Origin of the sequence: Vreelandella lionensis (genome assembly GCF_002087295.1) — a bacterium.
In the GTDB taxonomy this organism is placed as follows: domain Bacteria; phylum Pseudomonadota; class Gammaproteobacteria; order Pseudomonadales; family Halomonadaceae; genus Vreelandella; species Vreelandella lionensis.
The window spans coordinates 65,622-90,330 of sequence record NZ_MWVI01000095.1; the positions used below are offsets into that span (position 1 = coordinate 65,622).

The following is a 24,709-nucleotide window of genomic DNA, read 5'->3' on the forward strand; positions in this document are numbered from 1 at the left end:
GTAAGAGAATCGGCAGTGGCCTGTCGATCACGTTAAGGAGTGCTCCAATGAATAAAAAAATCCCGGATACCGTACGCGATATTATGTCCCGCGACTGCTACCGCGTCTCTGGAGAAACGTCTATCACTACCCTTGCCCAAGGGCTTGCCCTGCACCGTTTGCCGGGCGCCCCGGTGGTGGATACGGCTGACCGCTTAATCGGCTTTATCTCTGAGCAGGATGTTTTAGGCCGCGTGCTGGACAGCATCTACCACGATGACGAAGCACCACTGGTCAGAGAGTTGATGCGCCAAGACGTGCTCACTACTTCTCCGAATAAAAGCATTACTGACTTGGCGCAAGAAATGCTGGGCGCCAAGCCTAAGATTTATCCGGTCGTTGAGCAGCAACGGTTAATCGGCATCGTCACCCGGCGGGATATTCTGATGGCACTACTGACTATTCGCCGCCACTAGCCATGGCGTTTTCGCTACCGGTTAACTCGCAGACAAAAAAAACCGCTGCTTGAAACAAGCAGCGGAAGCAAGGGATCGAAAACAATAGCCAGAACAACACTATTAGCGACTGCTATCGCGATGTTGTCTGTACACACTCAGACACCCTGCAGAGAAAAAGTTCGCAAAAGGTTAAAATTTTCGTCTCAGCAGGCGCAGGCGTATACTAGGTGGCTATTCTCAACTGGGCGCATAAGCTGGCGTCTATCCTGATGTGGCCAGGAGCTATGCATGGCACTTTACTTACTGGTGTTTGGCGTTTGTTTACTGGTAATGGGGGCTGTGTTGCTGGTGCTGATGAACGCAGGAACGCCTCGCTACCGCACCGAGCCCAAGGATCTGATCGCGCTGTTTGATAAGGCGCTGGAGAGCAAGGTCAGCGAGACCGAGTGGAATGCTCTGATTGGCTACCCTATCCGCCATGATGAGTATTTAGACAACGTTCGCCGCCGTGCCTCACACCTAATGGATACACACGGGCGACGCTGGCAGATTGCTCAGGGCAAGCCGCTCCTCAACCAAGAGGGTTACGCGGAGCTAAAAGCATTACGTGATCATGTAGCGGCACATACAGCGCTTCGTCAGCGCTACTAATAGAGCAGCAGCGACGAGGAGAACCGTATGCCGAGTACCATTCGTCAAATACCCCTGGAAACGGCGACGAAGCATCACTCCCATGACTTCCATCAGATAGTGATCACGCTATGTGGCTCTTCTGAATTTGAAATCGAGGGGTTGGGTGGCCGTGTAAACGCTTTTTCCGGCTGCATCGTGCCTGCTAACCACGAGCACTACTATTCTGGCAACGGCCATAATCGTCAGTTGATTCTAGATTTACCAGAAGATGCTCCCGCTTTGACGGGTGAGCACCGTGAATTGGTGGCGCTATTTGATGCGCCGCGCTTTTTTGCCTTAGACAGCCCGCTGCGCCTCTATCTTACCTTTGTCGACAGCGAACTGGCCCGAGGATTAGACAACTCTGCCACCTCGTTTCAGCAAGACCGCCTAGCGGCCACGCTGTTAGGCTCGCTAAAAGCCCGCCTAGGTGCCTCAGGGAGCGCTGCCCAGCGACGCATTGACCTTAACCAGATTGACCGGTTTATCTGCCGTCACTTAGCCGATGAACTGCGGGTGGCCGACCTGGCCAAGCTCGCCTGCCTTAGCGAAGCACATTTTTCTGAGCGTTTTCGCGTCCAAACCGGCCTCTCCCCCTGGCAGTATGTACGACGGCAGCGGCTTCACGCGGCGCGCCAGTTGGTCATGCAAAGTCGTTTGCCACTTACCGATATCGCCATACAAACAGGGTTTGCCAACCAGAGCGCACTTTCCCACGCGTTTCGCCGCAGCTACGGAGCCTCGCCGCGCCAGCTACGCCAAGGCTTTGCCAGCCCCTCCTTAGATACCAACAATCGTTCCACGGCTCATTCAACGGCGTTATCATCCTCAGCCACCCCCGCAGGGGCAGGCGTGCTCTCGTCTCGCTGATATTACGTTGGTGGGTGTAGTAAAAAAGTCGCGTTGTTTGCCGCTAGCGAGCCGCACCCAACTCTACTAAAGTCGTAAATAGGCACAGCTTGCCGTGAAATTGACACGTTTTGCCACGAAAACGACATACACCTAACGACGGCTAGCTCTACATTCGAACGTCAGTCTGGGCATCTGCCCTGCCATCACTTTTTAAACGCTAGCTGACACAGCTATTCGTTCAAGCTGTTCGTTTCAGACCTGTCTTACGGGTGCCTCAATCCTCACTGCTAAAAAAATGCGTGACCCTGCCACCTGGCAAACCGACCTTGATACGCTAATGCAGCGTGTCAGCGAACACTATATCGTCGATGAAGATGCCTACGTCAGCGAGCTGATTAAACTGCTGAACGCCGACCAAGACGATTTTTCGCGCATTGAGGCCAACACGGCAGCGCTGGTGCGCGACGTACGCAACATGGATACCGCCGTTGATACTATCGACGAGCTGCTTCAACAGTACAGCCTGGATACCCATGAAGGCCTGATGCTGATGTGCCTGGCGGAAGCGATGCTGCGTATTCCAGATAAAGCCACCGCAGATGCGCTGATCGAAGACAAGCTAGGCCCAGCGGTTTGGCATTCCCATGTAGGCAAGAGCGAGTCGTGGATGGTTAACGCCTCGACCTGGGGCCTGTTAATGACCGGCCGCGTGCTGAAGCTGGACCACCCGAAAGAGGGCCAGCCCGCCCACTTTATTAACCGCATGGTTAATAAAGTGGGCGAGCCGGTGATTCGCCGGGCGATGATGGAAGCGATGAAAATCATGGGCAAACAGTTCGTGCTTGGCCGCGATATTAACGAAGCCCTGAAACGCTCTAAGCCGCTATTCAATAAAGGCTACACCTACTCTTACGACATGCTGGGTGAAGCCGCACGCACCCGCGACGATGTCAAACGCTACTTTGACGACTACGCCCGTGCCATTGAGCAAGTGGGCAAAGCGTGCAAATCTCTGGGCGACAAAACCCCGGCACCATCGGTCTCCATCAAACTCTCTGCCCTGCACCCCCGCTATGAGTTTGACCGCCGCGAACAGGTACTGGCCGAGCTGGTAGATACCGTCATTCAACTGGTCACCAAAGCGCGCGAGCTGGATGTGGCTGTGACCATTGACGCTGAAGAAGTCGACCGTCTGGAGCTTTCTCTGGAAGTCTTCCGCGCGATTTACCAGAGCGACGCCGTCAAAGGCTGGGGCCACTTTGGCCTAGTGGTTCAGGCATACTCAAAGCGTGCGCTGCCAGTGCTGCACTACATCAACCGCTTGGCGGATGAGCAGGGCGATGAAATTCCGCTACGCCTAGTAAAAGGTGCTTATTGGGATAGCGAAATCAAAGAGTCTCAGCAGCTTGGTATCGATGGCTACCCGGTCTATACCCGCAAGGCGTGTACCGATGTGGCCTACTTGGCCTGCGCGCAGTTCCTACTGTCTGACGACACCCGTGGCCGCATCTTCCCTCAGTTTGCGACGCACAACGCCCACACCGTGACCACCATTCTGGAGCTGGCGAACCACGACAGCCGGCCGTTTGAATTCCAGCGCCTGCATGGCATGGGCGAAGCACTTTATGATGCGGCCCTTGAGCGTGCGCCTAAAGGCACCTACTGCCGCATTTACGCGCCGGTCGGTGCCCATAAAGACCTGCTGCCCTACCTAGTGCGCCGCCTGTTGGAAAACGGTGCCAACTCGTCGTTCGTTCACCAGATTGTCGACCCGGACGTGCCGGTGGAGTCGCTGTGCCAGCACCCTATCGAAACACTGCGCCAGCAAAAAACCTTCTACAACAAGCGCATCCCGCTGCCAAAAGACATCTACGGCCCGAAGCGCCGCAACTCCCGTGGGGTCAACTTAAACATCCGTAGCCACTACTACCCGCTGATGGAGAAAATGGCGACGTTCATGGATAAGCAGTACCCCACCAAGCCGCTGCTAGCGTTTGATGTGGCCGACGATAGCGCCAATACCCATAGCGTCACTTCGCCTTTCGACCGCCGCCAAACCGTCGGCAGCGTGCAGTGGACCAGCAAAGAGCAGGCAGCGAAAGCCCTCGACGCTGCCTGGGAAGCCTTCCCGCGCTGGGACGCGACTCCCGTAGCCGAGCGCGCAGCGATTGTGCGTCGGCTGGGCGACCTGATGGAAGAACACATGGCCGAGCTGATGGCGCTCTGCTCCCGTGAAGGCGGCAAGCTGCTCACTGACGGCGTCGATGAAATCAAAGAAGCGGTTGATTTCTGCCGTTACTACGCCATGCGCGCTGAAGAGTCGTTTGGCGAGCCCATCGAGCTGCCTGGCCCCACCGGTGAATCCAACCGCTTGATGATGGGTGGTAAAGGTGTTTTTGCCGCCATTAGCCCTTGGAACTTCCCGGTAGCCATCTTCTGCGGGCAAATCGTTGCCGCTGCGGTCGCAGGCAACACTGTTCTGGCGAAACCCGCCGAGCAAACCTCGATTGTCGCTAACCGCGTTATCGAGCTGCTATACGAAGCGGGCATGCCCCGTGATGTGGTGCAGCTGCTGCCGGGTGACGGCCCTACCGTAGGCAGTGTGCTGACCTCTGACCCGCGCATTACCGGCGTAGTGTTTACCGGCGGTACCGACACAGCACAGATTATCAACCGTGCTCTCGCCGCTCGTGATAACGCGCCGCTACCCACGCTGATCGCTGAAACCGGCGGTATGAACGCAATGATTGTTGATTCCACTGCCCCGCCTGAGCAGGTCGTAGTGGATGTGATTCAGTCTGCCTTCCAGAGTGCTGGCCAGCGCTGCTCGGCCCTGCGGGTGCTTTACCTTCAGGAAGACGTTGCTGACCGCGTTATCGAAATCCTCAAGGGGGCAATGAGCGAACTGCGCATTGGCGACCCTCGTGACCTGGGTACCGATGTCGGCCCGGTCATTGATGAAGACGCCCGTAAAGGCTTGATGGAGCACATCGAGAAGCTCAAAGGCGAGAACCGCTTAGTAGCCGAAACACCGATGTCTGCCGAGCACACCCAGCACGGCACCTTTGTACCGCCGGTCGCCTTTACCATTGACAGTATTGATGCCCTGACGCGCGAGCAGTTTGGCCCGGTGCTTCACATTGTGCGCTTCAAAGCACGCGAGCTTGATAAGGTCATCAATGACATTAACGGCCGGGGTTATGGACTGACCTTTGGGGTGCATAGCCGTAACGAATCCTTTGCCGCTGAAATAGCGCAGAAAATTCGGGTAGGCAATGTGTACATCAACCGTAATATCATCGGCGCTGTTGTTGGTGTTCAGCCGTTTGGTGGCCAAGGGCTGTCAGGTACTGGCCCTAAAGCAGGCGGGCCGCACTATTTGCAGCGCTTTGTGACCGAAAAAACGATTACTAATAACACCGCCGCCCTGGGTGGCAACGCGTCGCTTCTGGCGCTAGGCGATGAGTGAACGGCTCATCAATACTACTAACCTGAACTCCTGAAAAGGAACCGTCTCATGGTTGACAATAATAGAGCGATTGCCTTCACATTCGTGGCCCCTCCAGGCCGTGTGCTGGGCATAGGGAACATTGCACATAAACGTAGCCATAACCTCTCTAATGACATCCCTAGCGGTTACTCGCTAGGGTCAGCGACTTGAGTACGAAAAGGGGTTAACAACAACAAGACTGCGCGGCGGCCAACGTTACTTGGTCGGCGCAGGCACCTGTCGGAGCTAGCTCCGTCCTGATGAATTGGAGATATTTTATGGATATTGGCGTTTGGGTCAGCCTTTTTGCCTACTTTGCGCTCATGATTGCCATCGGCGTTTATGCTATGCGCAAATCGACATCTACGTCTGAGGATTACATGTTGGGTGGCCGTACCCTCAGCCCTAAAGTAGCCGCCCTGTCGGCTGGCGCGTCGGATATGAGCGGCTGGCTGCTACTGGGTTTACCAGGGGCGATGTTCGTCTCTGGCTTGGGTTCGGCCTGGATCGGGATTGGCCTATTTGTGGGCGCACTCTTTAACTGGATTCTGGTCGCGCCGCGCCTTCGTGAACAGACAGTTCACTATGGTAACGCGATTACCATTCCAGCCTTCCTAGCCAACCGTTTCCCCACTCGGGCGCTGTCGCTGAGAACGGTCTCCGCTATCGTCATCGTGATTTTCTTCGCCGTTTACACTGCTTCTGGCTTGGTCGCAGGCGGTAAGCTGTTTGAGAGCGCCTTTGCTGGCGTTATCAACATCGGCGGTATGAGCGACTACGCGGTGGGTGTGGTAATCACGCTGGGGGTGGTGCTGGCCTACACCGTGGTTGGCGGCTTTTTGGCCGTGAGCATGACGGACTTTGTGCAAGGCTGCATCATGATGCTGGCTTTGGTCATCATGCCTGCAGTAGTACTGTTTGGTGAAGGCGGTGGTGGCTTTACTCAAGCCTCACAGACCCTCAATGAAGTTGATCCCACGCTGCTGTCGTGGACTGAAGGGTTGACGTTCATTGGTTGGCTCTCTGCCGTTACCTGGGGCCTGGGCTATTTTGGTCAGCCGCATATTATCGTGCGCTTTATGGCTATCCGTACGCTGAAAGATGTTCCGATTGCCCGCAACATCGGCATGAGCTGGATGGCTATTTCCCTGATCGGTGCGGTCTCTCTCGGCATCTTTGGTCGCGCCTATGCGGTTCGCAATGGGATGGAAGTCCAAGACCCGGAAACGATCTTTATCATCCTGGCTGAGTTGCTGTTCCATCCGCTGATCACCGGCTTCCTCTACGCGGCCCTGCTTGCTGCCGTTATGAGTACTATTTCTAGCCAGCTGCTGGTGTCATCTTCATCACTGACCGCGGACTTCTATCGCCTGTTCCTGCGTAAAGAAGCTACAGACAAAGAGTGTGTAGCCGTAGGTCGTGTCAGTGTTGTGCTAGTGGGTCTGATCGCAGCCGTGATTGCCTCTGACCCGAACTCGCAAGTGCTGGGGCTGGTGAGTAACGCTTGGGCAGGTTTTGGTGCCGCCTTTGGCCCGCTGATTATCCTGTCGCTGATGTGGTCGCGTACAAACGGCGCAGGTGCTATCGCCGGTATGGTGGTGGGTGCTGCCACGGTTATGATCTGGATTGCGCTGGGCTGGAACGGCTCCTTCATGGGTCGCCCTGGCGTTTACGAGATCATCCCGGGCTTTATCGCTTCTTTCATTGCCATCCTGGCAGTAGGCAGCATGACCGCCGATGCTGGCGAGTATCAGCATATTGAACGCTAAACGAGCGTAACGTCGCTTAATTAGCCTAAGGCTTAACGGGTTGAAGCTAACCCGTTAAGCCTCCTCTTTTTTAGCCCCCTCCCCCTTCAGATATTTACCTTGCTAGGCGCTGAACTTATCAGTTCACAGCTGTTTGCCCTAGGTCAATAACGCTCCCTCGTTGGCTCGATACACTTGCTGTCTGGTTTACGACAACTTTAAACCACTCACCCATCATGTTATCGGTCAGGAGCGACGCTATGCGCCATTTATCACTGCCTACCCTACTCGCCACTGGGCTTGCCGCTGCCACCTTAGCAGTTAGCAGCCAAGCCGTTGCCTATGGCGCTGGCGATTTCTTTACCCGCGTTGGCGTTGCCAACGTCGCGCCGAAAAGCGACAACGGCTCGCTCGCAGGTGGTGCCTTCGCGGTCGATGTTCAGGATAAAACCGACTTCGCTTTCACCCTGGGCTACCGTTTCCACGACAAGATGGGCGTGGAGCTGCTGGCTGCGCTCCCTTTCGAGCATGACATTGAACTCAACGGTGACAACCTAGCATCAACAAAGCACCTGCCGCCCACTCTAACGCTACAGTATTACCCACTGGGTGGTAGCGACTCTCAAGTACAGCCCTACGTGGGTGCGGGTATTAACTACACGCGCTTCTCCGATGAGAGCCTCGCCATTGGCGAGCTTGAGCTAGACGACTCATGGGGCGCGGCCGCTCAAGTGGGTGTTGATCTGCTCATTGATGACCACTGGGCACTCAACGCTGCTGCCTGGTACTTAGACATCGACACCGACGCCTCTATTAATGGCGCAGGTGCGGGCACCGTCGAGATTGATCCCATGGTGGTCATGGCAGGCTTGAGCTACCGCTTCTAGCTTCTAGCTCCCACCTTCGCTAACACGTAGAAAATGCCCATAGCTTTGCGCTCTGGGCATTGCTATTTGGTCTGGCTTACTCGCGTGGTTAACTCTCTGTGACCAGCTTGTCGACACGCTCCTCCGCTTTCACTACCAATAGCTGATCGCTTGCTCTTTCCTTCTCCTGCATTAAATACGCCGCCACTGCTGGAGCGACTTCACACTTGGCGGGCATGGCAGCCCCGGCATCAATGAGCGCATTTAAGCGGGCAACAAAGACATAGCGCACCCACTGGGGCAGCGACATGGTATCAATACAAAAAGGCTGCTGACTGGCAAAAGCGGCCGCATCTGGGGTGGGCGTGCGCCACAGATTAGCGGCCTTCATGGCGGCTTCAAGCTCAAGAAGCGCGGTTTGAAGCTGTTGATGGACGCTCATAAACACCTTATGGGTTGGTCATATTTAGCGTTCATTATCCCAACTCTGTGGGTAAGTTGCCACTCAAAGGCGTGCTCAATGGAGTTATTCACCGATTCACAGAAAACCTGCAAGAGGCTGTGGATAAACTATGGAAAGGTGTCGCCACCGCTAGTCTCACGCGGCTTACGCAAAGTTGCTCAATTTTTAACCACTTAGACAATAAAGCACGGATTAATCAGCGTTTGCGGCCGACAGTGGCAAGGCAGCAAGGTAGAGTGCAGGCTTGAAATGCGGAAGGATGTCATGCAGCCAATTAACACCCTTGATGAATTTTTTACACGCAGTGGCGCTGAGGTGTCGCTTTACCATATGGGGCGCAGAGTGACTACCTGCTCCAGGGAAACCCTGCGCGCGTTTGAAAATGCTGAGCAAGCTTGGCCAGAGCCTTGGCAGGGTCAGGCGCGCTTGGCCATTGTCTTTCGCCTAGGAGCGATGGAGGAGCCTGCTATCTGGTTTCTAGCGCTGCCGCTAGATGAACAGGGTATGTTGTCGCCCGCTCAGCGCGATGGCTTTATTAACCGCCTGCTGGAAACCCTGGGTCGCAATGCCGCTGCTTCTGACCCGAATGTGCTCGACGCTGCAGAATCAGCAGACGTAGACCATTTAATGAAGGATAATCCCCTGGCCTTTACGCCTGATATCACCTTTCAGGCTATGCTCAATGCCCGGGCCACCTATGCCAGCGCCCTACCTGCCAGCCAGCACCTAGAGCCTGTAGAAGCCTATTTAAGCGGCCAGCAGGCAATTGACTGGCAAGCATTAGGCTTACAAGGCATTGCGGATTACGTCGTGCGTTTGGACACACCGACAGCCGACGCGCTGGCACTGCGCATTGCTGACCTGCCGACCAGCGTTCTTCACTCGCTCTGCTACTGCCTTGAGCACCAAGCGCTTCCTCAAGCTCTGGTAGAAGCATTACGTAACCAGGGCGAGCAGGCCGCCAGCAGCGGCGACCTAGAAACGCTCTGCGCCTGCGTACGTAGCGTGGGCAGCTCAACACCTGCTTATGCGGGAGACTGGTATACCAGCCTATTGAGCGATAGTGCCGCCTGCGGGCCCGATCTAGTGGCCGCCATCGCCGGTCGCGGTTGGCCATTACTGGAAGATGCCAAGCGCTTACCGCTATTCTTACAGCGTTTAGCAGAAGATGAGCGCAGCCACTTTGCGGCCGTTGTAAAGGATATTGCCCTGATTCCTCGATTGCGTTTGCCCGTTATGCTGACCTTGCGCGACGCCCCTGTCGGCTCAGCGATCCAATCGCGCTTGTCGGCCATGCAGTCTTCCCAAAAAGGCTAGCAGGAAGCGTCATCACTATGTCTTGTTTCTCTTATATCGTCAGGAGTGCGCTGTGAAGGAATTACCCTATCAGGCCAAAGCGGTCATCGGCCGCCGTGAAATGGTGACGTTACCTGAACTAGGGCTTCACCTTTGCTGCAAAGCCGATACAGGCGCACGCACGTCGGCGCTGCACGCCGAAGAAATTGAAACCCATGAAGATGCTGATGGACAGTTATGGGTAAGCTTTATTACCCATAGTGGTGGGCCAGAGACACCTGCTCACCGCTACCGCCTGCATTTGCACGACCGTCGTCGCGTCACCAGCTCAAATGGGCACAGCGAGTGGCGTTATGTCATTCGCACCCCAATGCAACTGGGTGAACTGAACTTTCCGGTTGAATTAACCCTGACTGACCGTAGCAATATGCGCCACGCGATGCTGCTTGGCAGGCGCGCTATGCGCCGCCTACTGGTAGCCCCCGGCGCTGCATTTTTGCACGGCGAGCCTTAAACACATCTAAACAACGACCCTTTTTGGCCCGGAGCCCTGCATGCATATTGCCCTGCTTTCCCGTAACCGTAACCTTTACTCTACGCGCCGACTGGTGGAAGCCGCCGAACAGCGCGGCCATACCGCCCGCGTGGTCGATACCCTGCGCTGCTACATGAGCATCGCCTCGCACCACCCTTCTATTCACTATAAAGGCGCAGAGATTGAGCCGTTTGATGCGGTGATTCCGCGTATTGGCGCCTCGGTGACTTTCTACGGCTGTGCGGTACTGCGCCAGTTTGAAATGATGGGCACCTACGTGATTAACGATTCGGTCGCGATTACCCGCTCTCGGGATAAGCTGCGCTCGCTGCAGCTGCTGTCGCGCAAGGGATTAGGCCTGCCGATTACCGGCTTTGCCCACTCGCCGGACGATATTCCCGACCTGATCACCATGGTGAAAGGCGCACCACTGGTGATTAAACTGCTAGAAGGCACCTAGGGTATTGGTGTGGTATTGGCTGAAACCAACCAAGCCGCAGAGTCTGTGATTCAAGCCTTTATGGGCATGAAGGCCAACATCATGGTTCAGTAGTACATCAAAGAAGCGCGCGGTGCAGATATCGGCAGTGTCGTGATTGGCGATAAGGTCGTGGCCTCCATGAAACGTCAGGCCGCCGACGGCGAGTTCCGCTCCAATCTTCACCGTGGCGGCGCTGCCAGTGTGATCCGCATCACCCCGGAAGAGCGCTCAACCGCGATTCGCGCCGCCAAATCCATGGGACTACGGGTAGCAGGGGTGGACTTGCTGCGCTCTAACCACGGCCCGGTGATTATGGAGGTCAACTCTTCACCAGGTTTGCAGGGCATCGAGAGCGCTACCGGTAAAGATATCGCTGGCATGATCATTGAGCATATTGAAAAGAACGCCGTGCCTGCGCGTAAAGCGCCGCCCAAGCCTAAAGGCTAACGGGTAAATACAAAAATAATCCGCATTAGGGGTGGCAAATCAACGCTGTCACCCCCACAATCTGCGTCACCGAAGGAGGTAGACGCTCATGTTTCTCGACAATCGCCAAGTGGCGATGGACAGCGTGCTGGAAGCGCTGGCCGATAGCATTGATTATTTCCAGGACAATATCGAACGCCTGCGCCCCTCGCTGCGCGATGCACTGAAGCCGCACTATACTGAGCGACTCAAGCAGATGCGTAAGCTGCAGGAACTTGCCCGCGCGCACTTAAAAATGCTGCCTCGGGATGCTGACGTTGAGCGTGATGACTTTTTATGGCTCTGGAGCCGTTTAAAGAGCTTCGTTGGCAACGATAGCCAAGTCTTGATCAATGAGCTGTTGGAACAAGAGCGTGTACTGATGCAGGCCCTCTCAACCTTGTTTACCCACCCCCTACCCGACCCTATCGAGCCGGTAGTGGATGAGTGCATGCGGGGATGCCGTAAGCTGATTCGCGAGCTATACAACCTGCAAAAACGTAATACTCGCCGCTAACTTTGCGGCGTTAACTCGGCTTTAATGCTCAGGGACTGTATCAGCCTGCAGCGACTGCTGAAAAAAGAGAGCGGCGTTGATATTGACGGTCGCCTCAGGCGTGTTTTCCCTACTCTCTTCTCTACTTTTATCGCCACCCTCCTGGCGATGAAGCTCGATAGGCTCTGCGGGGCCGAAAAAGTAGGCCCCCCTCTGCCATAAGTAGAGATCTCCCAGAGTAGCAATTCGCGCTACCCATTCCCGCATTTTTAACCGCCACTCATCTGCCGCAGGCTGCTCTTCCGCAATACAACCTGTCACGTTCATCCCCAGCCCCCGACCAATAAAAATCGCCCGATGCAAATGCCAGCTTTGGGTAACCAGCAGCGCCTCTTTAAGCTGAAACACATCCCGCGCCCGCACCATCGTGTCATAGGTGCTGAAGCCAGCGAAATCCATTGTCAGTTGCTCCGCAGGCACCCCTCGGCGATACAGATCGCGCCACATGGCACGCGGCTCATTATAGGCTTGGGTGCGATTATCGCCAGAGATGAGCAGGTGCTGAACACGCTGGTCAGCGATAAGGCGTGCATACGTTCGCATGCGGGCATGAAAATGCGGGTTACGTAGCCCACTACGAGTCCAGTGGGAGGTGCCAAAGACAATCGCCACGTCTGTGGGTTGGCACTGCTCTAAATGACCGTCGATATAGCGTGCGGTACTTGCAAGTACCCATAAATTACCGGCTATAAACAGCAATGTCGCCAGCAGCAGCAAGGCTCCTAGCGACATTAGAAAACGCTTTATCCAACGTAAAAACAGGCTGTGCATCCAGCTCCCCAGCAGGAGTTAGAACATGCCGAGCTCAAGCTTGGCTTCGTCGCTCATCATGTCACGACTCCAGGGTGGGCTAAAGACAATTTCGGTATGCACCTTATTGATTTGCGGTGCCCCCAAAATTTTATTGCGCGCATCGGCCGCAATCACATCGCCCATACCACAGCCTGGCGCGGTCAGCGTCATACGGATAGTGACCATCCGCTCGCCACTAATCAAGCGCTCGATCCGACAGCCGTACACCAGCCCTAGATCGACAATATTCACCGGAATTTCCGGGTCAAAGCAGGTGCGCAGCTGATCCCAGACAAACTGCTCAATCTCTTCATCGGTAGCACTTTCTGACAGTGTCGGACGTGGCAGCGACTCAAGCCCCAGCGCATCAAGGTTACGCCCTTCAATGAGATACAAGCGGCCTTCAAAACCAACACTCACCGAGCTACCTTTGGCTTGCATTACGCTGACAATACTGTCTTCCGCCAGCGTGTCCGTTTTGCCGAACGGAATCGCGATAGCCTCTACATCCCGCTGGAGCGGGAGTTTTTGACCGCGCTCAAGACTCGCAATTTGCTCGATATCCATAGATGTCCTTAGCGTACCATTCCAATCACACGGTTGAGCGCTGCCACAAACGTGTCTACTTCATCGAGGGTATTGTACGCAGCAAACGATGCACGACAGGTCGCCTCAACGCCAAAGTGATGCAGCAGCGGCTGGGCGCAGTGGTGCCCGGTACGAATTGCTACACCCAGCTGGTCAATCAGCAGACCAATATCCTGCGAGTGAGCGCCTTCAACAACGAAGGAGAGCACGCCCGCTTTATGCGGCGCAGTGCCTAATATCCGCAGGCCCTCAATGCCACTCAACGCCTGAGTCGCACGGTTAAGCAGCACGGCTTCCCACGCGCCAATCGCCTCAACGCCAACGCCTTCCATCCACTCAAGCGCACGGCCAAGCGCAATCACTTCGGCAATGGCGGGGGTACCCGCTTCCAATTTATGCGTCATATCCGCAAAGGGGGTACCTGCATCAAAGGAAACGGTTTTGATCATTTCACCGCCACCCTGCCAAGGCGGCATGGCCTCTAACAACGCCTGCTTGCCATATAGCACGCCAACACCCGTTGGGCCGTACACTTTATGGCCTGAAAACGCATAGAAATCCGCATCGATGGATTGAACGTCCACCTGCTGATGCGCCGTCGCTTGGGCGCCATCCACCAAGATGAGCGCCCCATGTTGATGCGCCAGCGCTGCCATCTCTTTCACGGGGTTAATCGTACCCAGCGCGTTAGAGACGTGATTCACCGCCACCAGTTTCGTGCGCTCACTCAAGAGCTCTCGATACGCCTGCATATCGAGCGCCCCGTGCGCATCCACTGGGATGACCTTGATGGTGAAGCCGCGCTCCGCCGCCAGCAGTTGCCAGGGCACGATATTGGAGTGGTGCTCCAACATCGAGATCAGCACTTCGTCCCCGGCGTTCAGCTGGCTGCGGCCCCAGCTTTGGGCCACTAAATTGATCGCTTCAGTGGTGCCCCGCGTGAAGATGATTTGGCGGGCATCTTCGGCATTGAGAAACGCTTTAACACGATGACGCGTAGCCTCAAAAGCTGCCGTCGCTTCATCGGCGAGCGTATGCAAGCCGCGGTGAATGTTGGCGTTGTAGCGCGAGTAGTAATCGCTAAATACCTCAATCACCTGCTGCGGTGTTTGGCTGGTGGCGGCATTATCCAAATACACCAGCGGCTTGCCGTGAACCTCACGATTCAAAATCGGGAAGTCGCGGCGCAGCGCTTCAACGTCATAGGCCGCAACGCTGCGCTCGGTAGGCTTCTCAATCACGCTATGGGGCATTGATGACTCCTTGATTAATCGTTGAGCGCAGCCGCCGCTTCAACCAGTCCGGCGAGATTGAAACGCTCAGGCAGCTTACCGGCTACCGCCAGCTCAACGCGCTCGGCAATGGCATCCAGCGCCACTTTCTCAAGCACTTCACCGGCGAAGGCGAGGGTTAACAGGCCACGAGCAGTAGCTTCGTCGATACCCCGGGTACGCAGCGCATAGATCGCGTCTGCATCCAGCTGCCCTGTGGTAGTGCCGTGGGAGCACTTCACGTCGTCGGCGTAGATTTCAAGCTCGGGTTTTGCGTCGATCTGCGCGCGATCCGACAGCAGCAGGTTCTGGTTGCTCTGGAAGCCTTCAATCTTCTGACTATCGCGCTTCACGTACACTTTGCCGTTAAAGACACCGTGAGCGCGGTCATCCAGAATACCTTTGTAATTCTCGTTCGAGAACGTCAGCGGCGCGTTGTGGTTCACCTTAGTGTGGTTATCCACGTGCTGGCGACCCTGGCCAAAGAACAGGCCGTAGAAGTTCGTCTCAGCACCCTGACCGTTCAAGTCACTGATCAGGTCGTTGCGCACCAGCGCGCCACCCAAATTCAGGTTGTACGAGGTGTAGCGGCTGTCGCGGTTCTGCTCGACGTGAATGCTCGCTACGTGCAGGTCACCAATGGGTGCTTCCTGGAGCTTGTAGTGGTTCAAAATTGCCCCACGGTCCAGCATTAGCTCTGCCACGACGTTGGTAAAGTTGGCGGCATCCGCCTCACCCACGTAGTGCTCAATGAGGGTAGCTTCGCTACGCCCAGCGGCTTCGACCAAAATGCGCGGATGGCTCATCACCGGCGTTCCCGCACGAGACAGGAACTGCAGCAAAATGGGCTTTTCGACGACGGTGCCCGGCGCGATGCGCACCACTGCGCCCTCTTCCATAAAGGCGGTATTTAACGCGGCGAACGTGGAGAAATCGACCCCGGTTAAACGCCCCAGCGGGCCGCCCACGGCTTCATGGTTCTCGGCCAGTGCTTTAGAGAGCGGCATCACCTGCACGCTATCCGGCAGGGCATCCAAATCAGACAGCGCCGCAGAAAAAACGCCATCCACGAACGTCAGCCGGTAAGCGTCCAGCGGCAGCGTGATGGCAGCCGCCTGGGCTTGGGAGAACTCCGCGTTATCTGCCAGGGCAAAATTGCCCTTGGCGATGGCGCGCACGTCGGTGTACTTCCACTCTTCGTCGCGGCGGGTGGGGAAGCCCATCGCATCAAAACGAGCGGCCCCCGCCTGGCGGCGGGCAGCAATCCAGGTAGGCTCACCAGCGCGCTGTTGGCTACGCGTGGCTAGCGTGTCCAAAAACGTTTGCGTATCGCTCATGCCACAGACTCCTCAATGCCTTCGTAACCATTGGCCTCAAGCTCTTTGGCAAGCTCGGCATCGCCGGTTTTGACAATACGGCCATCGACCAGAACGTGGACTTTGTCCGGCACGATGTAGTCCAGCAGGCGCTGGTAGTGGGTGACCAACAGAATGGCGCGCTCTTCGGCACGCAGGCTGTTCACACCGTCCGCGACGACTTTCATGGCGTCGATATCGAGGCCAGAGTCGATTTCATCCAGCATGGCCAGCTTCGGCTGTAGTACCAACATCTGCAGGATTTCGTTACGCTTTTTCTCGCCGCCGGAGAAGCCTTCGTTCACTGCACGCTGCAGGAAGCTGGCATCCATTTTCATAAAGCCGAGCTTCTCTTTGACCAGCTTCATGAATTCCGGCGCAGGCATTTCGCCTTCACCACGCGCAGCGCGCTGAGCGTTAAGCGCAGACTTCAGCAGGTAAATGTTTTTTACCCCTGGGATTTCCACCGGGTACTGGAAACCTAGCAGCAGGCCCGCTTGGGCGCGCTCTTCGATTTCCATTTCCAGCACGTCCTTGCCTTCAAACGTGATGCTGCCTTGGGTCACTTCGTAGCCATCTTTACCAGCAATAACCGCTGACAACGTGGATTTACCCGCGCCGTTGGGGCCCATGATGGCGTGCACTTCACCGGCATTAATGGTGAGCGTCAGGCCTTTCAGAATCTCTTTGCCTTCGACGGTGACGTGTAAATCGTTAACTTGCAACATAGTGATCGCCTTTTAAATACTTGCGGGTCGCGAGCGCGACGCCCTAAAAATAAGTTGGGTGCCGGAGCGGTTAGCCCACCGCGCCTTCCAGAGTGACATTGAGCAGTGCTTCCGCTTCCACCGCGAACTCCATCGGCAGTTCTTGGAAAACATCTTTACAGAAGCCGTTTACAATCATGCTGACCGCATCTTCTTCTGAGATACCGCGGCTCTGGCAGTAGAAGAGCTGATCTTCACCGATCTTGGAAGTCGTTGCTTCGTGCTCAATGGTCGCCGTGCTGTTACCGATCTCTTGGTACGGGAAGGTGTGCGCCCCGCACTTGTCGCCAATCAGCAGCGAATCGCACTGGGTAAAGTTACGCGCGCCCTTGGCACGCGGCCCAATTTTGACTAGGCCACGGTAGGACTGATCGCTCTTACCTGCTGAATACCTTTGGCAACGATATAGGAGCGCGTGCCTTCACCAATGTGAATCATTTTGGTACCGGTATCTGCCTGCTGGCGACCGTTCGTTACTGCAACAGAATAGAATTCACCGATGCTGTCTTTACCGCGCAGCACGCAAGAGGGGTATTTCCAAGTAATCGCAGAGCCGGTTTCTACCTGCGTCCAGCTGATGCGTGAACGCTCACCGCGGCAGTCGCCACGCTTGGTCACGAAGTTGTAAATACCGCCTTTACCCTCTTCATCACCGGGGTACCAGTTCTGAACGGTGGAGTATTTGATGTAGGCGTCATCCAGCGCCACCAGCTCGACAACCGCCGCGTGCAGCTGATTCTCGTCGCGCATCGGCGCGGTGCAGCCTTCCAGGTAGGAGACCTGGGCGCGATCTTCACAGATGATCAGCGTACGCTCAAACTGACCGGTGTTAGCCGCGTTGATGCGGAAGTAAGTCGAGAGCTCCATCGGGCACTTTACGCCTTCCGGTACGAAGACGAACGAACCATCGGTGAACACGGCAGAGTTCAGGGCAGCGAAGTAGTTATCCGCTACGGGCACGACGGTGCCGAGGTACTGCTTGATCAGATCCGGGTAGTCGCGAATCGCTTCGGAAATGGAGCAAAAAATCACGCCTGCTTCGGCCAGCTCTTTCTTGAAGGTCGTCGCGACAGAGACGGAGTCGAAAACCGCATCGACGGCTACACCCGCCAGAGCTGCGCGCTCATGCAAAGGAATACCCAGTTTTTCGTAGGTTTCCAGCAGTTTAGGGTCGACTTCATCCAAGCTCTGAGGGCGATCTTCAGGACGTTTGGGCGCACTGAAATAGGAGATCTCTTGGTAATCGATGGGCGGATAGTTCAGGTGTGCCCAGGACGGCTCTTCCATCTTTAACCACTGACGGTAAGCGTCCAGGCGCCACTCCAGCATCCACTCCGGCTCGCCTTTCTTCTTGGAGATGAAGGCGATAGTGTTTTCATCCAGGCCAGGTGGCAGTGTGTCGCTTTCAATATCGGTTACAAAGCCATCTTTGTACTCGCGACGAACCAACTGTTCCATTTCTTCGCTTGCCATGGTGATACCCTCCGGGCAGTTGGGTGGCGAGGTTAGCTCGCCGTGAATAGGGTTAAATTGCCTAACGGTTTAAGCCGATGCCGCCGATAGGCTGATACTTTGAATCGGTAACTGTACGGGTAGCTTGATGGGCGCGGTGTCCGCCAAGTGAGCAAGCGTCACGCTTTCAAGCAGCGTGCGAATGGCCAGCGAGACACGCTGCCAGTTATCGGCCACCCCACAGGTGGCGGCAAGTTCACACTCGCCCTCCGCTTGGCTGCACTCGGTCATGGCTACTGGTCCTTCAATCGCACTGATAATGTCGGCGGCGGTAATCTGGGAGGCTGGCCGAGCCAAACGGTAACCGCCTTGGACACCACGCTGAGATTCCAAAAGCCCCGCTTTCACCAACATTTTAAGCGTTTTGCTCACCGTGGGATGTGGCAATTGAACCGCTTCCGCTAAATCAGCCGTTGTATGCGACGCCTGGTGGTGACGGGCAATTTGCGCCATCACCACAGCGGCATAATCTGTCAGCCGAGAAAGCTTGAGCATAGTCACTCCCGTTTTCCATCACGTTAGGGCGAGCCGTTGGCTTACCCGTTAATTGGGTACCATTTTAGTCCTGTATAAATTTGATGTGAAGCCCTTCTGCAAAATCCTTATCAAATAGCTCAATTTCCTAGCACGTTCGCAGCTGATAACATCAAAAAAGCCAATCATTATCATTTAGGAAAGCTATGACGCTAGCTGCTAGGCAAAAAAACGCCCGCGAACGAATCGCAGGCGTTTGGATTAAGCTTTTTTGACGAATATCGATTTCAACTTCATAGGACCAATGCCGTCGACTTTGCAGTCGATATCATGATCACCATCTACCAAGCGGATGTTCTTCACTTTGGTGCCTACCTTCACGACCAATGAGCTACCTTTAACTTTTAGGTCTTTGATCACCGTCACTGTATCGCCATCAGCGAGCATATTGCCGTTGGCATCGCGAATGCCTGACTCCGCCTCTGCATCACCAGACTCACCGCTCTTCGACCACTCATTACCGCACTCTGGGCAGACGTATTGAATGCCATCATCGTAGGTAAACTCAGAGGCACAGGCAGGACAATTAGGCAGGTCACTCATAAAGGCTCCATCGCAGCAGACAAATACGCAGGGCGTAGAAAGCGATGGAGCCTACACGGCTTGAGCAGAATGCTCCAGCCTGGGGAGGTAAATCAGGCGCGCTCGTAGGTGCCGACGAGACGGTTCATGCCTAACAAGTGAGGCTCAACGGCGCTCAATAGTTCAGGCAACGTAAGTCCTTCCGGCAGCGTTGTTTGTTCATCCAGCGCCAGCACCCAGAAATAGTAAAGGTGGCTGCCGTGGCCTTCTGGGGGCATTGGGCCGCCGTAGCCAGGTTTGCCAAAATCAGCCATACCCAGCGTGCCTAGCGTGGTGTTTTCATCCAGCGAGGTGATATCCCCGGGCAGGTTGTAAAGCACCCAGTGCACAAACCCATAGCTGCCCTCTTTCACCAGCGGGGCATCAGGGTCGTGGCAGATCACCGCAAACCCTTTGGTGCCTTCCGGTACGCCTTGCCAAGCGAGCGCAGGGGAAACATCTTCGCCTTCACCTGTATGCTTGGCAGGAATCGCTTGGTGGTTGCCAAAAGCCGCGCTGGTGACTTGCATGCTAGATAGTGCAAATGCCATAGAACTCTCCTAATCAACGAAATAAGTGGCAAGGGTCAATGTAGCGAATGTGTTAGCGCAACTCCAACTGTGCCGCATGGCGCTCCCACCACTGCTGAGCAATGCGCCGATTTTCCCCATTGGCGCTTGGGTCCAGTACCGTCGGCAGTTGAACGGCTTCGCCGCCGGTTTGGAAGGTCACGAGCGGGTCTTGTGTGGCTAACTGCAATGCGTAGAGCACCAGCATGAGTTCGTACTGGTCCTCGGTATTGAGGCGGGCAAACAGCAGCGGAACGGCAGGCATACCTATTTCGCCCAGACGCTCGGCTGCGATATACCAGGGTCTTGGGTTATCGGGCCCGCCATACTGGCTGACAAAACGGCGGTCGGATAACCGGCTCACATAGTAAGCGGCGTCCTCTTCCGGGCTCGCCTGCAGCGGGGGGGTCCAATCTTCCGCCTGCGCCGTTCTGACGGGTTGATAGTTCGATGCGGGCGCAGCAGGAGCTATCTCTTCACTGCTCGCGGTAGGAGCTGAACGGCTGTCGTTACGGGCAGGGGCACTTGATTGACCCGCACACCCTGCCAACAACAGAGTTAATGAACAAAGACTGGCGATCCCTATCGTTTTGGCCTGCTGACGCATGACGCGATTCCCTTTTTGATCGTTCAACACGGAACACCCTATCCCATACGCGGTTTGAAAGCGTTTGATTGGTTTGCCCTAAGGCCTCTAGGCTGTGTCATTAAGTGCTGACAGTGTGGCACCTCTTGAACACACCGCCAATTGCCTGAAGACATCCTCATGAAACGCTTATTAATCGTCGCTCACTCTCCCTCCGTCAATACCCAAGCATTGTGCCGTGCCGTTCAGCATGGCGCTGAACACCAGGACATCGAGGCTGTGGAGTGCATTGTCAAAACGCCTTTCGAGGCGGGCCCAGCGGATATTCTCGCCTGCGATGGCATTGTGCTGGGCACCACCGAAAACCTTGGGTACATGAGCGGCGCGCTGAAAGACTTTTTTGACCGCAGCTACTACAGCGTACTAGAAGAGAAGCAGGGCCTGCCCTGCGCGCTCTATATTCGCGCGGGCCATGACGGCACGGGCACCCAACGGGCGGTGGAAAGCATCATCACCGGGCTACGTTGGCGCTGGGTACAGGACCCGCTTATTTTTCGCGGCGAGTGGCAGGAGGCTTTCACCCGCCAAGCCGAAGAGCTGGGCATGACCATGGCCGCCGGGCTGGATAACGGGCTATTTTAAAGGTCTGTTTTAAAGCACTTTAAAACGAAAAACGGCACCGCGAAGGTGCCGTTTTTGTTGCTTTTGCAAAGCAGGTCGAGCGTATTACTTTAGACGCTCAAACACCGTTGCAACGCCCTGCCCCATACCAATACACATGGTGGCTAAGCCCAGCGTGGTATCGCGCTGCTGCATCACGTTTAAAAGCGTGGTGCAGATACGCGAACCGGAGCAGCCCAGCGGGTGGCCAAGGGCAATCGCGCCGCCGTTCAGGTTCACTTTTTCGTCCATGGCATCCAGGAAGCCAAGATCCTTCAGCACCGGCAGGCCTTGAGCGGCAAACGCCTCGTTCAGCTCAACGGTTTGAATATCTGCAGCGGACAAGCCTGCCGCTTTTAGTGCTTTTTTAGACGCAGGCACCGGCCCATAACCCATAATGGAGGCATCACAACCCGCTACACCGGTCGAGAGCACTTTGGCAATCGGCTCTAGCCCCAGCGCCTGGGCGCGCTCGTAGCTCATGACCGCCATGGCAGATGCACCCACCGACAGCGCCGAGGAAGTGCCTGCGGTAACGGTACCGTTCCGAGGGTCAAACACTGGCTTTAAGTTCGCCATGGATTCAAGGCTGGCGTCGGCGCGGATGACTTCGTCGTTTTTGAACATCACTTTGAAGCCGCGCTGGTCATGGCCTTCTACACCGATAATCTCGTTATCGAAGTAGCCTTTCTCCATGGCCGCTTGTGCGCGCTGATGCGAGCGCACGCCAAACTTATCCTGATCTTCACGGGAGATGCCGTGCATTTTACCCAGCAGCTCGGCCGTCAGGCCCATCATCATGGCGGCTTTGGCTGCGTACTTGCTCGCTGCAGGGTTTACATCGACCCCATGCGCCATGGGGACGTGCTCCATGTGCTCCACACCGCCAATCACGTAGAAGTCGCCCATACCGGCCTTGATGTTCGCAGCGGCAATATGCAGCGCGGTCATTGAAGAGCCGCACAGGCGGTTGACCGTTTGTGCAGGCACAGAGCGCGGAATGCCGGTCATGATCGCCGCGTTGCGGGCGATGTTCATGGACTGTTCCAGCGTCTGGTTAACGCATCCCCAGATCACATCGTCCACTTCCGACGGGTCTAGGTTGGGGTTACGAGTAAACAGCGCCTGCATCACGGCAGCGGAAAGGTTTTCGGCACGCACATTGCGGAAGGCGCCATTTTTCGCTTTTGCCATGGCGGTACGAACACCGTCAACCACCACGATATCTCTCGGATTCAAACTCATCTTATTTCTCCTGTGGGTGGTGACTTAGGCCTGAGCGTTTGCAGTGGTGCCAGCGTAGAACTGCTCGTTATTCTGTGCCATGGCACGCAGCTTCTCGGTGGGTGCGTAAAGCGGCCCCAGCTCTGCGGCTAAACGGTCGGCCAGCGCAACAAACTCAGATACGCCCAGCGCGTCGATGTAGCGCAGCGCACCGCCACGGAAGGGAGGGAAACCAATACCGTAAATCAGCGCCATATCGGCTTCTGCTGGCGTATCGACAATGCCATCCTCCAGGCAGCGCACGGTTTCCAGGCACAGCGGGACCATCATGCGAGCAATGATGTCTTCATCCGAAAACTCTTTCTGCTCTTTCACCACTTCTTTCACTAACGCGTAAGCCTGCTCGTCGCTGACTTTCTTCGGCTTACCCTTCTTATCTTCTTCGTAGGCGTAAAAGCCTTTATCGTTCTTCTGGCCCAGGCGCTTGTTGTCGTTCATCACTTGAATCGCCGTTTTGCCTTCACGAGCCATACGATCCGGGAAACCTTCAGCCATCACCTCGTTGGCGTGCACGGCGGTATCCATGCCGACCACATCCAACAGGTACGCCGGGCCCATGGGCCAGCCAAACTTCTCCATGACTTTATCAACGCGCTGGAAGTCGGCGCCCTGCTCGACCAGGAAGCTAAAGCCACCGAAGTAAGGGAACAGTACGCGGTTAACCAGAAACCCTGGGCAATCGTTAACAACAATCGGCGTTTTACCCATGGCGCGGGCGTAAGCCACCGTGGCTGCCACGGCCGCCTCGGAGGTCTTCTCGCCACGAATGACTTCCACCAGCGGCATACGGTGCACCGGGTTAAAGAAGTGCATACCGCAGAAGTTTTCAGGGCGTTTTAAGTTCTTAGCCAGACGGTTGATCGAAATGGTCGAGGTGTTGGAGGTCAGAATCGTGTTCTCCCCTACCATGCCTTCTACTTCAGTCAACACGGCGTCTTTGACGTTGGGGTTCTCTACCACGGCCTCGACGACCAAATCTACATTACCGAAATCGCCGTAAGAGAGCGTTGGACGGATGTTGGAGAGTTTCTCGGCCATCTGCTCGGTGGTGAGCTTTTTACGCTCTACCTGTTTAGAGAACAGCTTGCGCGCCTCTTTCAGGCCAAGCTCGATGGCGTCATCCTTAATGTCTTTCATCAGTATGGGCGTGCCTTTGCTGGCGCTCTGGTAGGCAATACCGCCGCCCATAATACCAGCGCCCAGTACGGCGGTTTGCTTCACCGGCTGCGCCTGCTTCTCGTATTTGCTGCCTTTCTTTTTAACGACTTGGTCGTTAATGAACAGGCCCACCAAGTTGAAGGCAACGCTGCTCAGCGCCAGCTTGGCGAAGGATTTTGCCTCGATGGCCTGCGCACGGGCGCGGGTCTGCCTGCGCCTTTTTGAATCACTTTGATGGCTTCAACCGGCGCTGGGTAGTGAGGACCCGCTTTGCCAGCCACAAACCCTTTGGCGGTCTCAAACGCCATCATCTGCTCAATGGCATTGAGCTTAAGCGGTGACTTTTTCTCTTCCCGACGGGCCTGGTAATCCAGCTCGCCTGCATTGGCGCGGTCAAGAATATCCAGCGCCGCCTCTTCCAACAGCTCATGGGCAACAGCCGCATCCACAGCACCCACTTTAAGTGCTGCATCTGCGCGGTTTTCAGTGCCACCCGCAATCCACTCAACGGCGTTATCGGCACCAATCAGGCGCGGCAGGCGCACGCAGCCACCCCAACCCGGCAGAATGCCCAGCTTGGTTTCCGGCAGGCCAATCTTGGCCTTCTCGCTCATCACGCGGAAATCGGTGGTCAGCAGCACTTCGCAACCGCCGCCGAGCGCCAAGCCATTGATCGCCGTCACGGTAGGGAAAGGCAGGTCTTCAATCGCATTGAAGATATCATGAACCTTGAGGTTCATCTCCACCAGATACTCTTCGCCCTTGTCGAACAGGCTGTGGAATTCGGTGATATCAGCACCGACGATAAAGGCATCTTTGCCACTGCGGATCATCAGCCCTTTCAAACCGCTTTCGGCCTGAATCGCTTTTACCGCATCGCCCAGCTCTGCCATAACGGCGCTGGATAGCTTGTTGACGGACTCATCTTTCAAATCGAAAGTGAGCATTGCGATGTCATTGCCACCCAGGGTGTCACGACGCTCCACCGTGATGGCATTGCCTTGATAGATCATGCGCGCTCTCTCCACAAGTTCGGGCTGGCACGCCGTTGACGAGCCCGCCACGCATTTCATACGGTCGTTTGATTGCCTTAGCTTGGTTGAGTTACACCAGTACGTCAAGCCCTGACTTTTGGCTAATCCGCTTGCTTGATAGACACCTTTCCAAATGCACACATTTCTTACGCTTTTTTAGCGCATAATGGCGTATCA

The 24,709-nt window shown here is 55.7% G+C and carries 21 protein-coding genes and 3 pseudogenes; 11 read left to right on the forward strand and 13 right to left on the reverse strand.

Going from position 1 to position 24,709, the window contains the following annotated elements; all coding sequences use genetic code 11:
- The first annotated feature begins 47 nt into the window (after nucleotides 1–47).
- From B4967_RS14780 to B4967_RS14805, 6 genes are all read left to right on the forward strand, one after another.
- Nucleotides 48–455 (forward strand): CBS domain-containing protein, encoded by a 408-nt coding sequence (locus tag B4967_RS14780; protein ID WP_083026040.1) that lies wholly within the window; start codon nucleotides 48–50, stop codon nucleotides 453–455.
- A 270-nt stretch (nucleotides 456–725) separates the two neighbouring features.
- The gene (locus tag B4967_RS14785; RefSeq protein WP_083026042.1) at nucleotides 726–1,088 is read left to right on the forward strand and encodes a hypothetical protein; all 363 of its coding nucleotides are present in this window, start codon (nucleotides 726–728) and stop codon (nucleotides 1,086–1,088) included.
- Nucleotides 1,089–1,115: 27 nt separating this feature from the next.
- The gene (locus B4967_RS14790; protein WP_083026044.1) at nucleotides 1,116–1,979 is read left to right on the forward strand and encodes an AraC family transcriptional regulator; all 864 of its coding nucleotides are present in this window, start codon (nucleotides 1,116–1,118) and stop codon (nucleotides 1,977–1,979) included.
- A gap of 259 nt (nucleotides 1,980–2,238) precedes the next feature.
- Nucleotides 2,239–5,430, forward strand: coding sequence for a bifunctional proline dehydrogenase/L-glutamate gamma-semialdehyde dehydrogenase PutA (gene putA / locus B4967_RS14795; protein WP_083026046.1), 3,192 nt, complete (start codon nucleotides 2,239–2,241; stop codon nucleotides 5,428–5,430).
- A gap of 299 nt (nucleotides 5,431–5,729) precedes the next feature.
- Complete coding sequence (gene putP / locus B4967_RS14800; RefSeq protein ID WP_083026048.1) at nucleotides 5,730–7,220, forward strand: sodium/proline symporter PutP; 1,491 nt, start codon at nucleotides 5,730–5,732, stop codon at nucleotides 7,218–7,220.
- 239 nt (nucleotides 7,221–7,459) lie between these two features.
- Nucleotides 7,460–8,086 carry an OmpW/AlkL family protein gene (locus B4967_RS14805; RefSeq protein ID WP_083026050.1) on the forward strand — a complete coding sequence of 209 codons (627 nt, stop codon included), beginning with the start codon at nucleotides 7,460–7,462 and terminating at the stop codon, nucleotides 8,084–8,086.
- 88 nt (nucleotides 8,087–8,174) lie between these two features.
- Here the strand turns inward: B4967_RS14805 and B4967_RS14810 are convergent, their stop codons facing one another.
- A complete protein-coding gene (locus tag B4967_RS14810) occupies nucleotides 8,175–8,507 on the reverse strand; it encodes a YqcC family protein (protein WP_083026052.1) in 333 nt (110 codons plus the stop codon).
- Between the two features lie 285 nt (nucleotides 8,508–8,792).
- On the opposite strand from B4967_RS14810, the gene B4967_RS14815 reads away from it, so the two are divergent.
- The 4 genes and pseudogenes from B4967_RS14815 to B4967_RS14830 all read left to right on the forward strand — a co-directional run bounded on the left by B4967_RS14815 (nucleotide 8,793) and on the right by B4967_RS14830 (nucleotide 11,822).
- Nucleotides 8,793–9,845 (forward strand): DUF3549 family protein, encoded by a 1,053-nt coding sequence (locus B4967_RS14815; RefSeq protein ID WP_083026054.1) that lies wholly within the window; start codon nucleotides 8,793–8,795, stop codon nucleotides 9,843–9,845.
- 52 nt (nucleotides 9,846–9,897) lie between these two features.
- On the forward strand, nucleotides 9,898–10,338 hold the full coding sequence (locus B4967_RS14820) for an ATP-dependent zinc protease family protein (protein WP_044629758.1): 441 nt from the start codon (nucleotides 9,898–9,900) through the stop codon (nucleotides 10,336–10,338).
- Nucleotides 10,339–10,378: 40 nt separating this feature from the next.
- A pseudogene (gene rimK, locus B4967_RS14825) lies at nucleotides 10,379–11,287 on the forward strand (30S ribosomal protein S6--L-glutamate ligase).
- An 88-nt stretch (nucleotides 11,288–11,375) separates the two neighbouring features.
- Nucleotides 11,376–11,822, forward strand: coding sequence for a hypothetical protein (locus tag B4967_RS14830; protein WP_044629760.1), 447 nt, complete (start codon nucleotides 11,376–11,378; stop codon nucleotides 11,820–11,822).
- 21 nt (nucleotides 11,823–11,843) lie between these two features.
- Here the strand turns inward: B4967_RS14830 and B4967_RS14835 are convergent, their stop codons facing one another.
- From B4967_RS14835 to B4967_RS14880, 10 genes and pseudogenes are all read right to left on the reverse strand, one after another.
- A complete protein-coding gene (locus B4967_RS14835; RefSeq protein ID WP_083026056.1) occupies nucleotides 11,844–12,632 on the reverse strand; it encodes a SanA/YdcF family protein in 789 nt (262 codons plus the stop codon).
- A gap of 18 nt (nucleotides 12,633–12,650) precedes the next feature.
- Nucleotides 12,651–13,220, reverse strand: a complete 570-nt coding sequence (gene sufT, locus B4967_RS14840) for a putative Fe-S cluster assembly protein SufT (RefSeq protein ID WP_083026057.1) — start codon at nucleotides 13,218–13,220, stop codon at nucleotides 12,651–12,653.
- Nucleotides 13,221–13,228: 8 nt separating this feature from the next.
- Nucleotides 13,229–14,494, reverse strand: a complete 1,266-nt coding sequence (locus B4967_RS14845; protein WP_083026059.1) for an aminotransferase class V-fold PLP-dependent enzyme — start codon at nucleotides 14,492–14,494, stop codon at nucleotides 13,229–13,231.
- Nucleotides 14,495–14,508: 14 nt separating this feature from the next.
- Complete coding sequence (sufD, locus tag B4967_RS14850) at nucleotides 14,509–15,849, reverse strand: Fe-S cluster assembly protein SufD (RefSeq protein ID WP_083026061.1); 1,341 nt, start codon at nucleotides 15,847–15,849, stop codon at nucleotides 14,509–14,511.
- Complete coding sequence (sufC, locus tag B4967_RS14855) at nucleotides 15,846–16,595, reverse strand: Fe-S cluster assembly ATPase SufC (RefSeq protein ID WP_044629764.1); 750 nt, start codon at nucleotides 16,593–16,595, stop codon at nucleotides 15,846–15,848. The genes sufD and sufC overlap by 4 nt, the downstream gene beginning before the upstream one ends.
- A 70-nt stretch (nucleotides 16,596–16,665) precedes the next feature.
- Nucleotides 16,666–18,107 (reverse strand): annotated as a pseudogene (gene sufB, locus B4967_RS14860) (Fe-S cluster assembly protein SufB).
- A 69-nt stretch (nucleotides 18,108–18,176) separates the two neighbouring features.
- Nucleotides 18,177–18,641, reverse strand: a complete 465-nt coding sequence (locus tag B4967_RS14865) for an SUF system Fe-S cluster assembly regulator (RefSeq protein ID WP_083026063.1) — start codon at nucleotides 18,639–18,641, stop codon at nucleotides 18,177–18,179.
- A 240-nt stretch (nucleotides 18,642–18,881) separates the two neighbouring features.
- Nucleotides 18,882–19,223, reverse strand: a complete 342-nt coding sequence (locus B4967_RS14870; RefSeq protein WP_083026065.1) for a zinc ribbon domain-containing protein YjdM — start codon at nucleotides 19,221–19,223, stop codon at nucleotides 18,882–18,884.
- Between the two features lie 92 nt (nucleotides 19,224–19,315).
- Entirely contained in the window at nucleotides 19,316–19,792 is a 477-nt protein-coding gene (locus B4967_RS14875; RefSeq protein WP_083026068.1) for a YbhB/YbcL family Raf kinase inhibitor-like protein, read from the reverse strand.
- A 52-nt stretch (nucleotides 19,793–19,844) separates the two neighbouring features.
- A complete protein-coding gene (locus tag B4967_RS14880) occupies nucleotides 19,845–20,447 on the reverse strand; it encodes a hypothetical protein (protein WP_340638786.1) in 603 nt (200 codons plus the stop codon).
- A gap of 129 nt (nucleotides 20,448–20,576) precedes the next feature.
- On the opposite strand from B4967_RS14880, the gene B4967_RS14885 reads away from it, so the two are divergent.
- On the forward strand, nucleotides 20,577–21,038 hold the full coding sequence (locus B4967_RS14885) for a flavodoxin family protein (RefSeq protein WP_083026072.1): 462 nt from the start codon (nucleotides 20,577–20,579) through the stop codon (nucleotides 21,036–21,038).
- A gap of 84 nt (nucleotides 21,039–21,122) precedes the next feature.
- Here B4967_RS14885 and fadA read toward each other — a convergent pair whose 3' ends face one another.
- Nucleotides 21,123–22,301 carry an acetyl-CoA C-acyltransferase FadA gene (gene fadA, locus B4967_RS14890; protein ID WP_083026074.1) on the reverse strand — a complete coding sequence of 393 codons (1,179 nt, stop codon included), beginning with the start codon at nucleotides 22,299–22,301 and terminating at the stop codon, nucleotides 21,123–21,125.
- Between the two features lie 24 nt (nucleotides 22,302–22,325).
- Nucleotides 22,326–24,511 (reverse strand): annotated as a pseudogene (gene fadB, locus B4967_RS14895) (fatty acid oxidation complex subunit alpha FadB).
- Nucleotides 24,512–24,709: the final 198 nt, after the last annotated feature.

Excerpts from the sequence above, each read along its gene's own strand:
- B4967_RS14780 (WP_083026040.1), top strand. The coding sequence starts at position 48 with ATGAATAAAAAAATCCCGGATACCGTACGCGATATTATGTCCCGCGAC.
- B4967_RS14785 (WP_083026042.1), top strand. The coding sequence starts at position 726 with ATGGCACTTTACTTACTGGTGTTTGGCGTTTGTTTACTGGTAATGGGG.
- B4967_RS14790 (WP_083026044.1), top strand. The coding sequence starts at position 1,116 with ATGCCGAGTACCATTCGTCAAATACCCCTGGAAACGGCGACGAAGCAT.
- putP (WP_083026048.1), top strand. The coding sequence starts at position 5,730 with ATGGATATTGGCGTTTGGGTCAGCCTTTTTGCCTACTTTGCGCTCATG.
- B4967_RS14805 (WP_083026050.1), top strand. The coding sequence starts at position 7,460 with ATGCGCCATTTATCACTGCCTACCCTACTCGCCACTGGGCTTGCCGCT.
- B4967_RS14810 (WP_083026052.1), bottom strand. The coding sequence starts at position 8,507 with ATGAGCGTCCATCAACAGCTTCAAACCGCGCTTCTTGAGCTTGAAGCC.
- B4967_RS14815 (WP_083026054.1), top strand. The coding sequence starts at position 8,793 with ATGCAGCCAATTAACACCCTTGATGAATTTTTTACACGCAGTGGCGCT.
- B4967_RS14830 (WP_044629760.1), top strand. The coding sequence starts at position 11,376 with ATGTTTCTCGACAATCGCCAAGTGGCGATGGACAGCGTGCTGGAAGCG.
- B4967_RS14835 (WP_083026056.1), bottom strand. The coding sequence starts at position 12,632 with ATGCACAGCCTGTTTTTACGTTGGATAAAGCGTTTTCTAATGTCGCTA.
- sufT (WP_083026057.1), bottom strand. The coding sequence starts at position 13,220 with ATGGATATCGAGCAAATTGCGAGTCTTGAGCGCGGTCAAAAACTCCCG.
- B4967_RS14845 (WP_083026059.1), bottom strand. The coding sequence starts at position 14,494 with ATGCCCCATAGCGTGATTGAGAAGCCTACCGAGCGCAGCGTTGCGGCC.
- sufD (WP_083026061.1), bottom strand. The coding sequence starts at position 15,849 with ATGAGCGATACGCAAACGTTTTTGGACACGCTAGCCACGCGTAGCCAA.
- sufC (WP_044629764.1), bottom strand. The coding sequence starts at position 16,595 with ATGTTGCAAGTTAACGATTTACACGTCACCGTCGAAGGCAAAGAGATT.
- B4967_RS14865 (WP_083026063.1), bottom strand. The coding sequence starts at position 18,641 with ATGCTCAAGCTTTCTCGGCTGACAGATTATGCCGCTGTGGTGATGGCG.
- B4967_RS14870 (WP_083026065.1), bottom strand. The coding sequence starts at position 19,223 with ATGAGTGACCTGCCTAATTGTCCTGCCTGTGCCTCTGAGTTTACCTAC.
- B4967_RS14875 (WP_083026068.1), bottom strand. The coding sequence starts at position 19,792 with ATGGCATTTGCACTATCTAGCATGCAAGTCACCAGCGCGGCTTTTGGC.
- B4967_RS14885 (WP_083026072.1), top strand. The coding sequence starts at position 20,577 with ATGAAACGCTTATTAATCGTCGCTCACTCTCCCTCCGTCAATACCCAA.
- fadA (WP_083026074.1), bottom strand. The coding sequence starts at position 22,301 with ATGAGTTTGAATCCGAGAGATATCGTGGTGGTTGACGGTGTTCGTACC.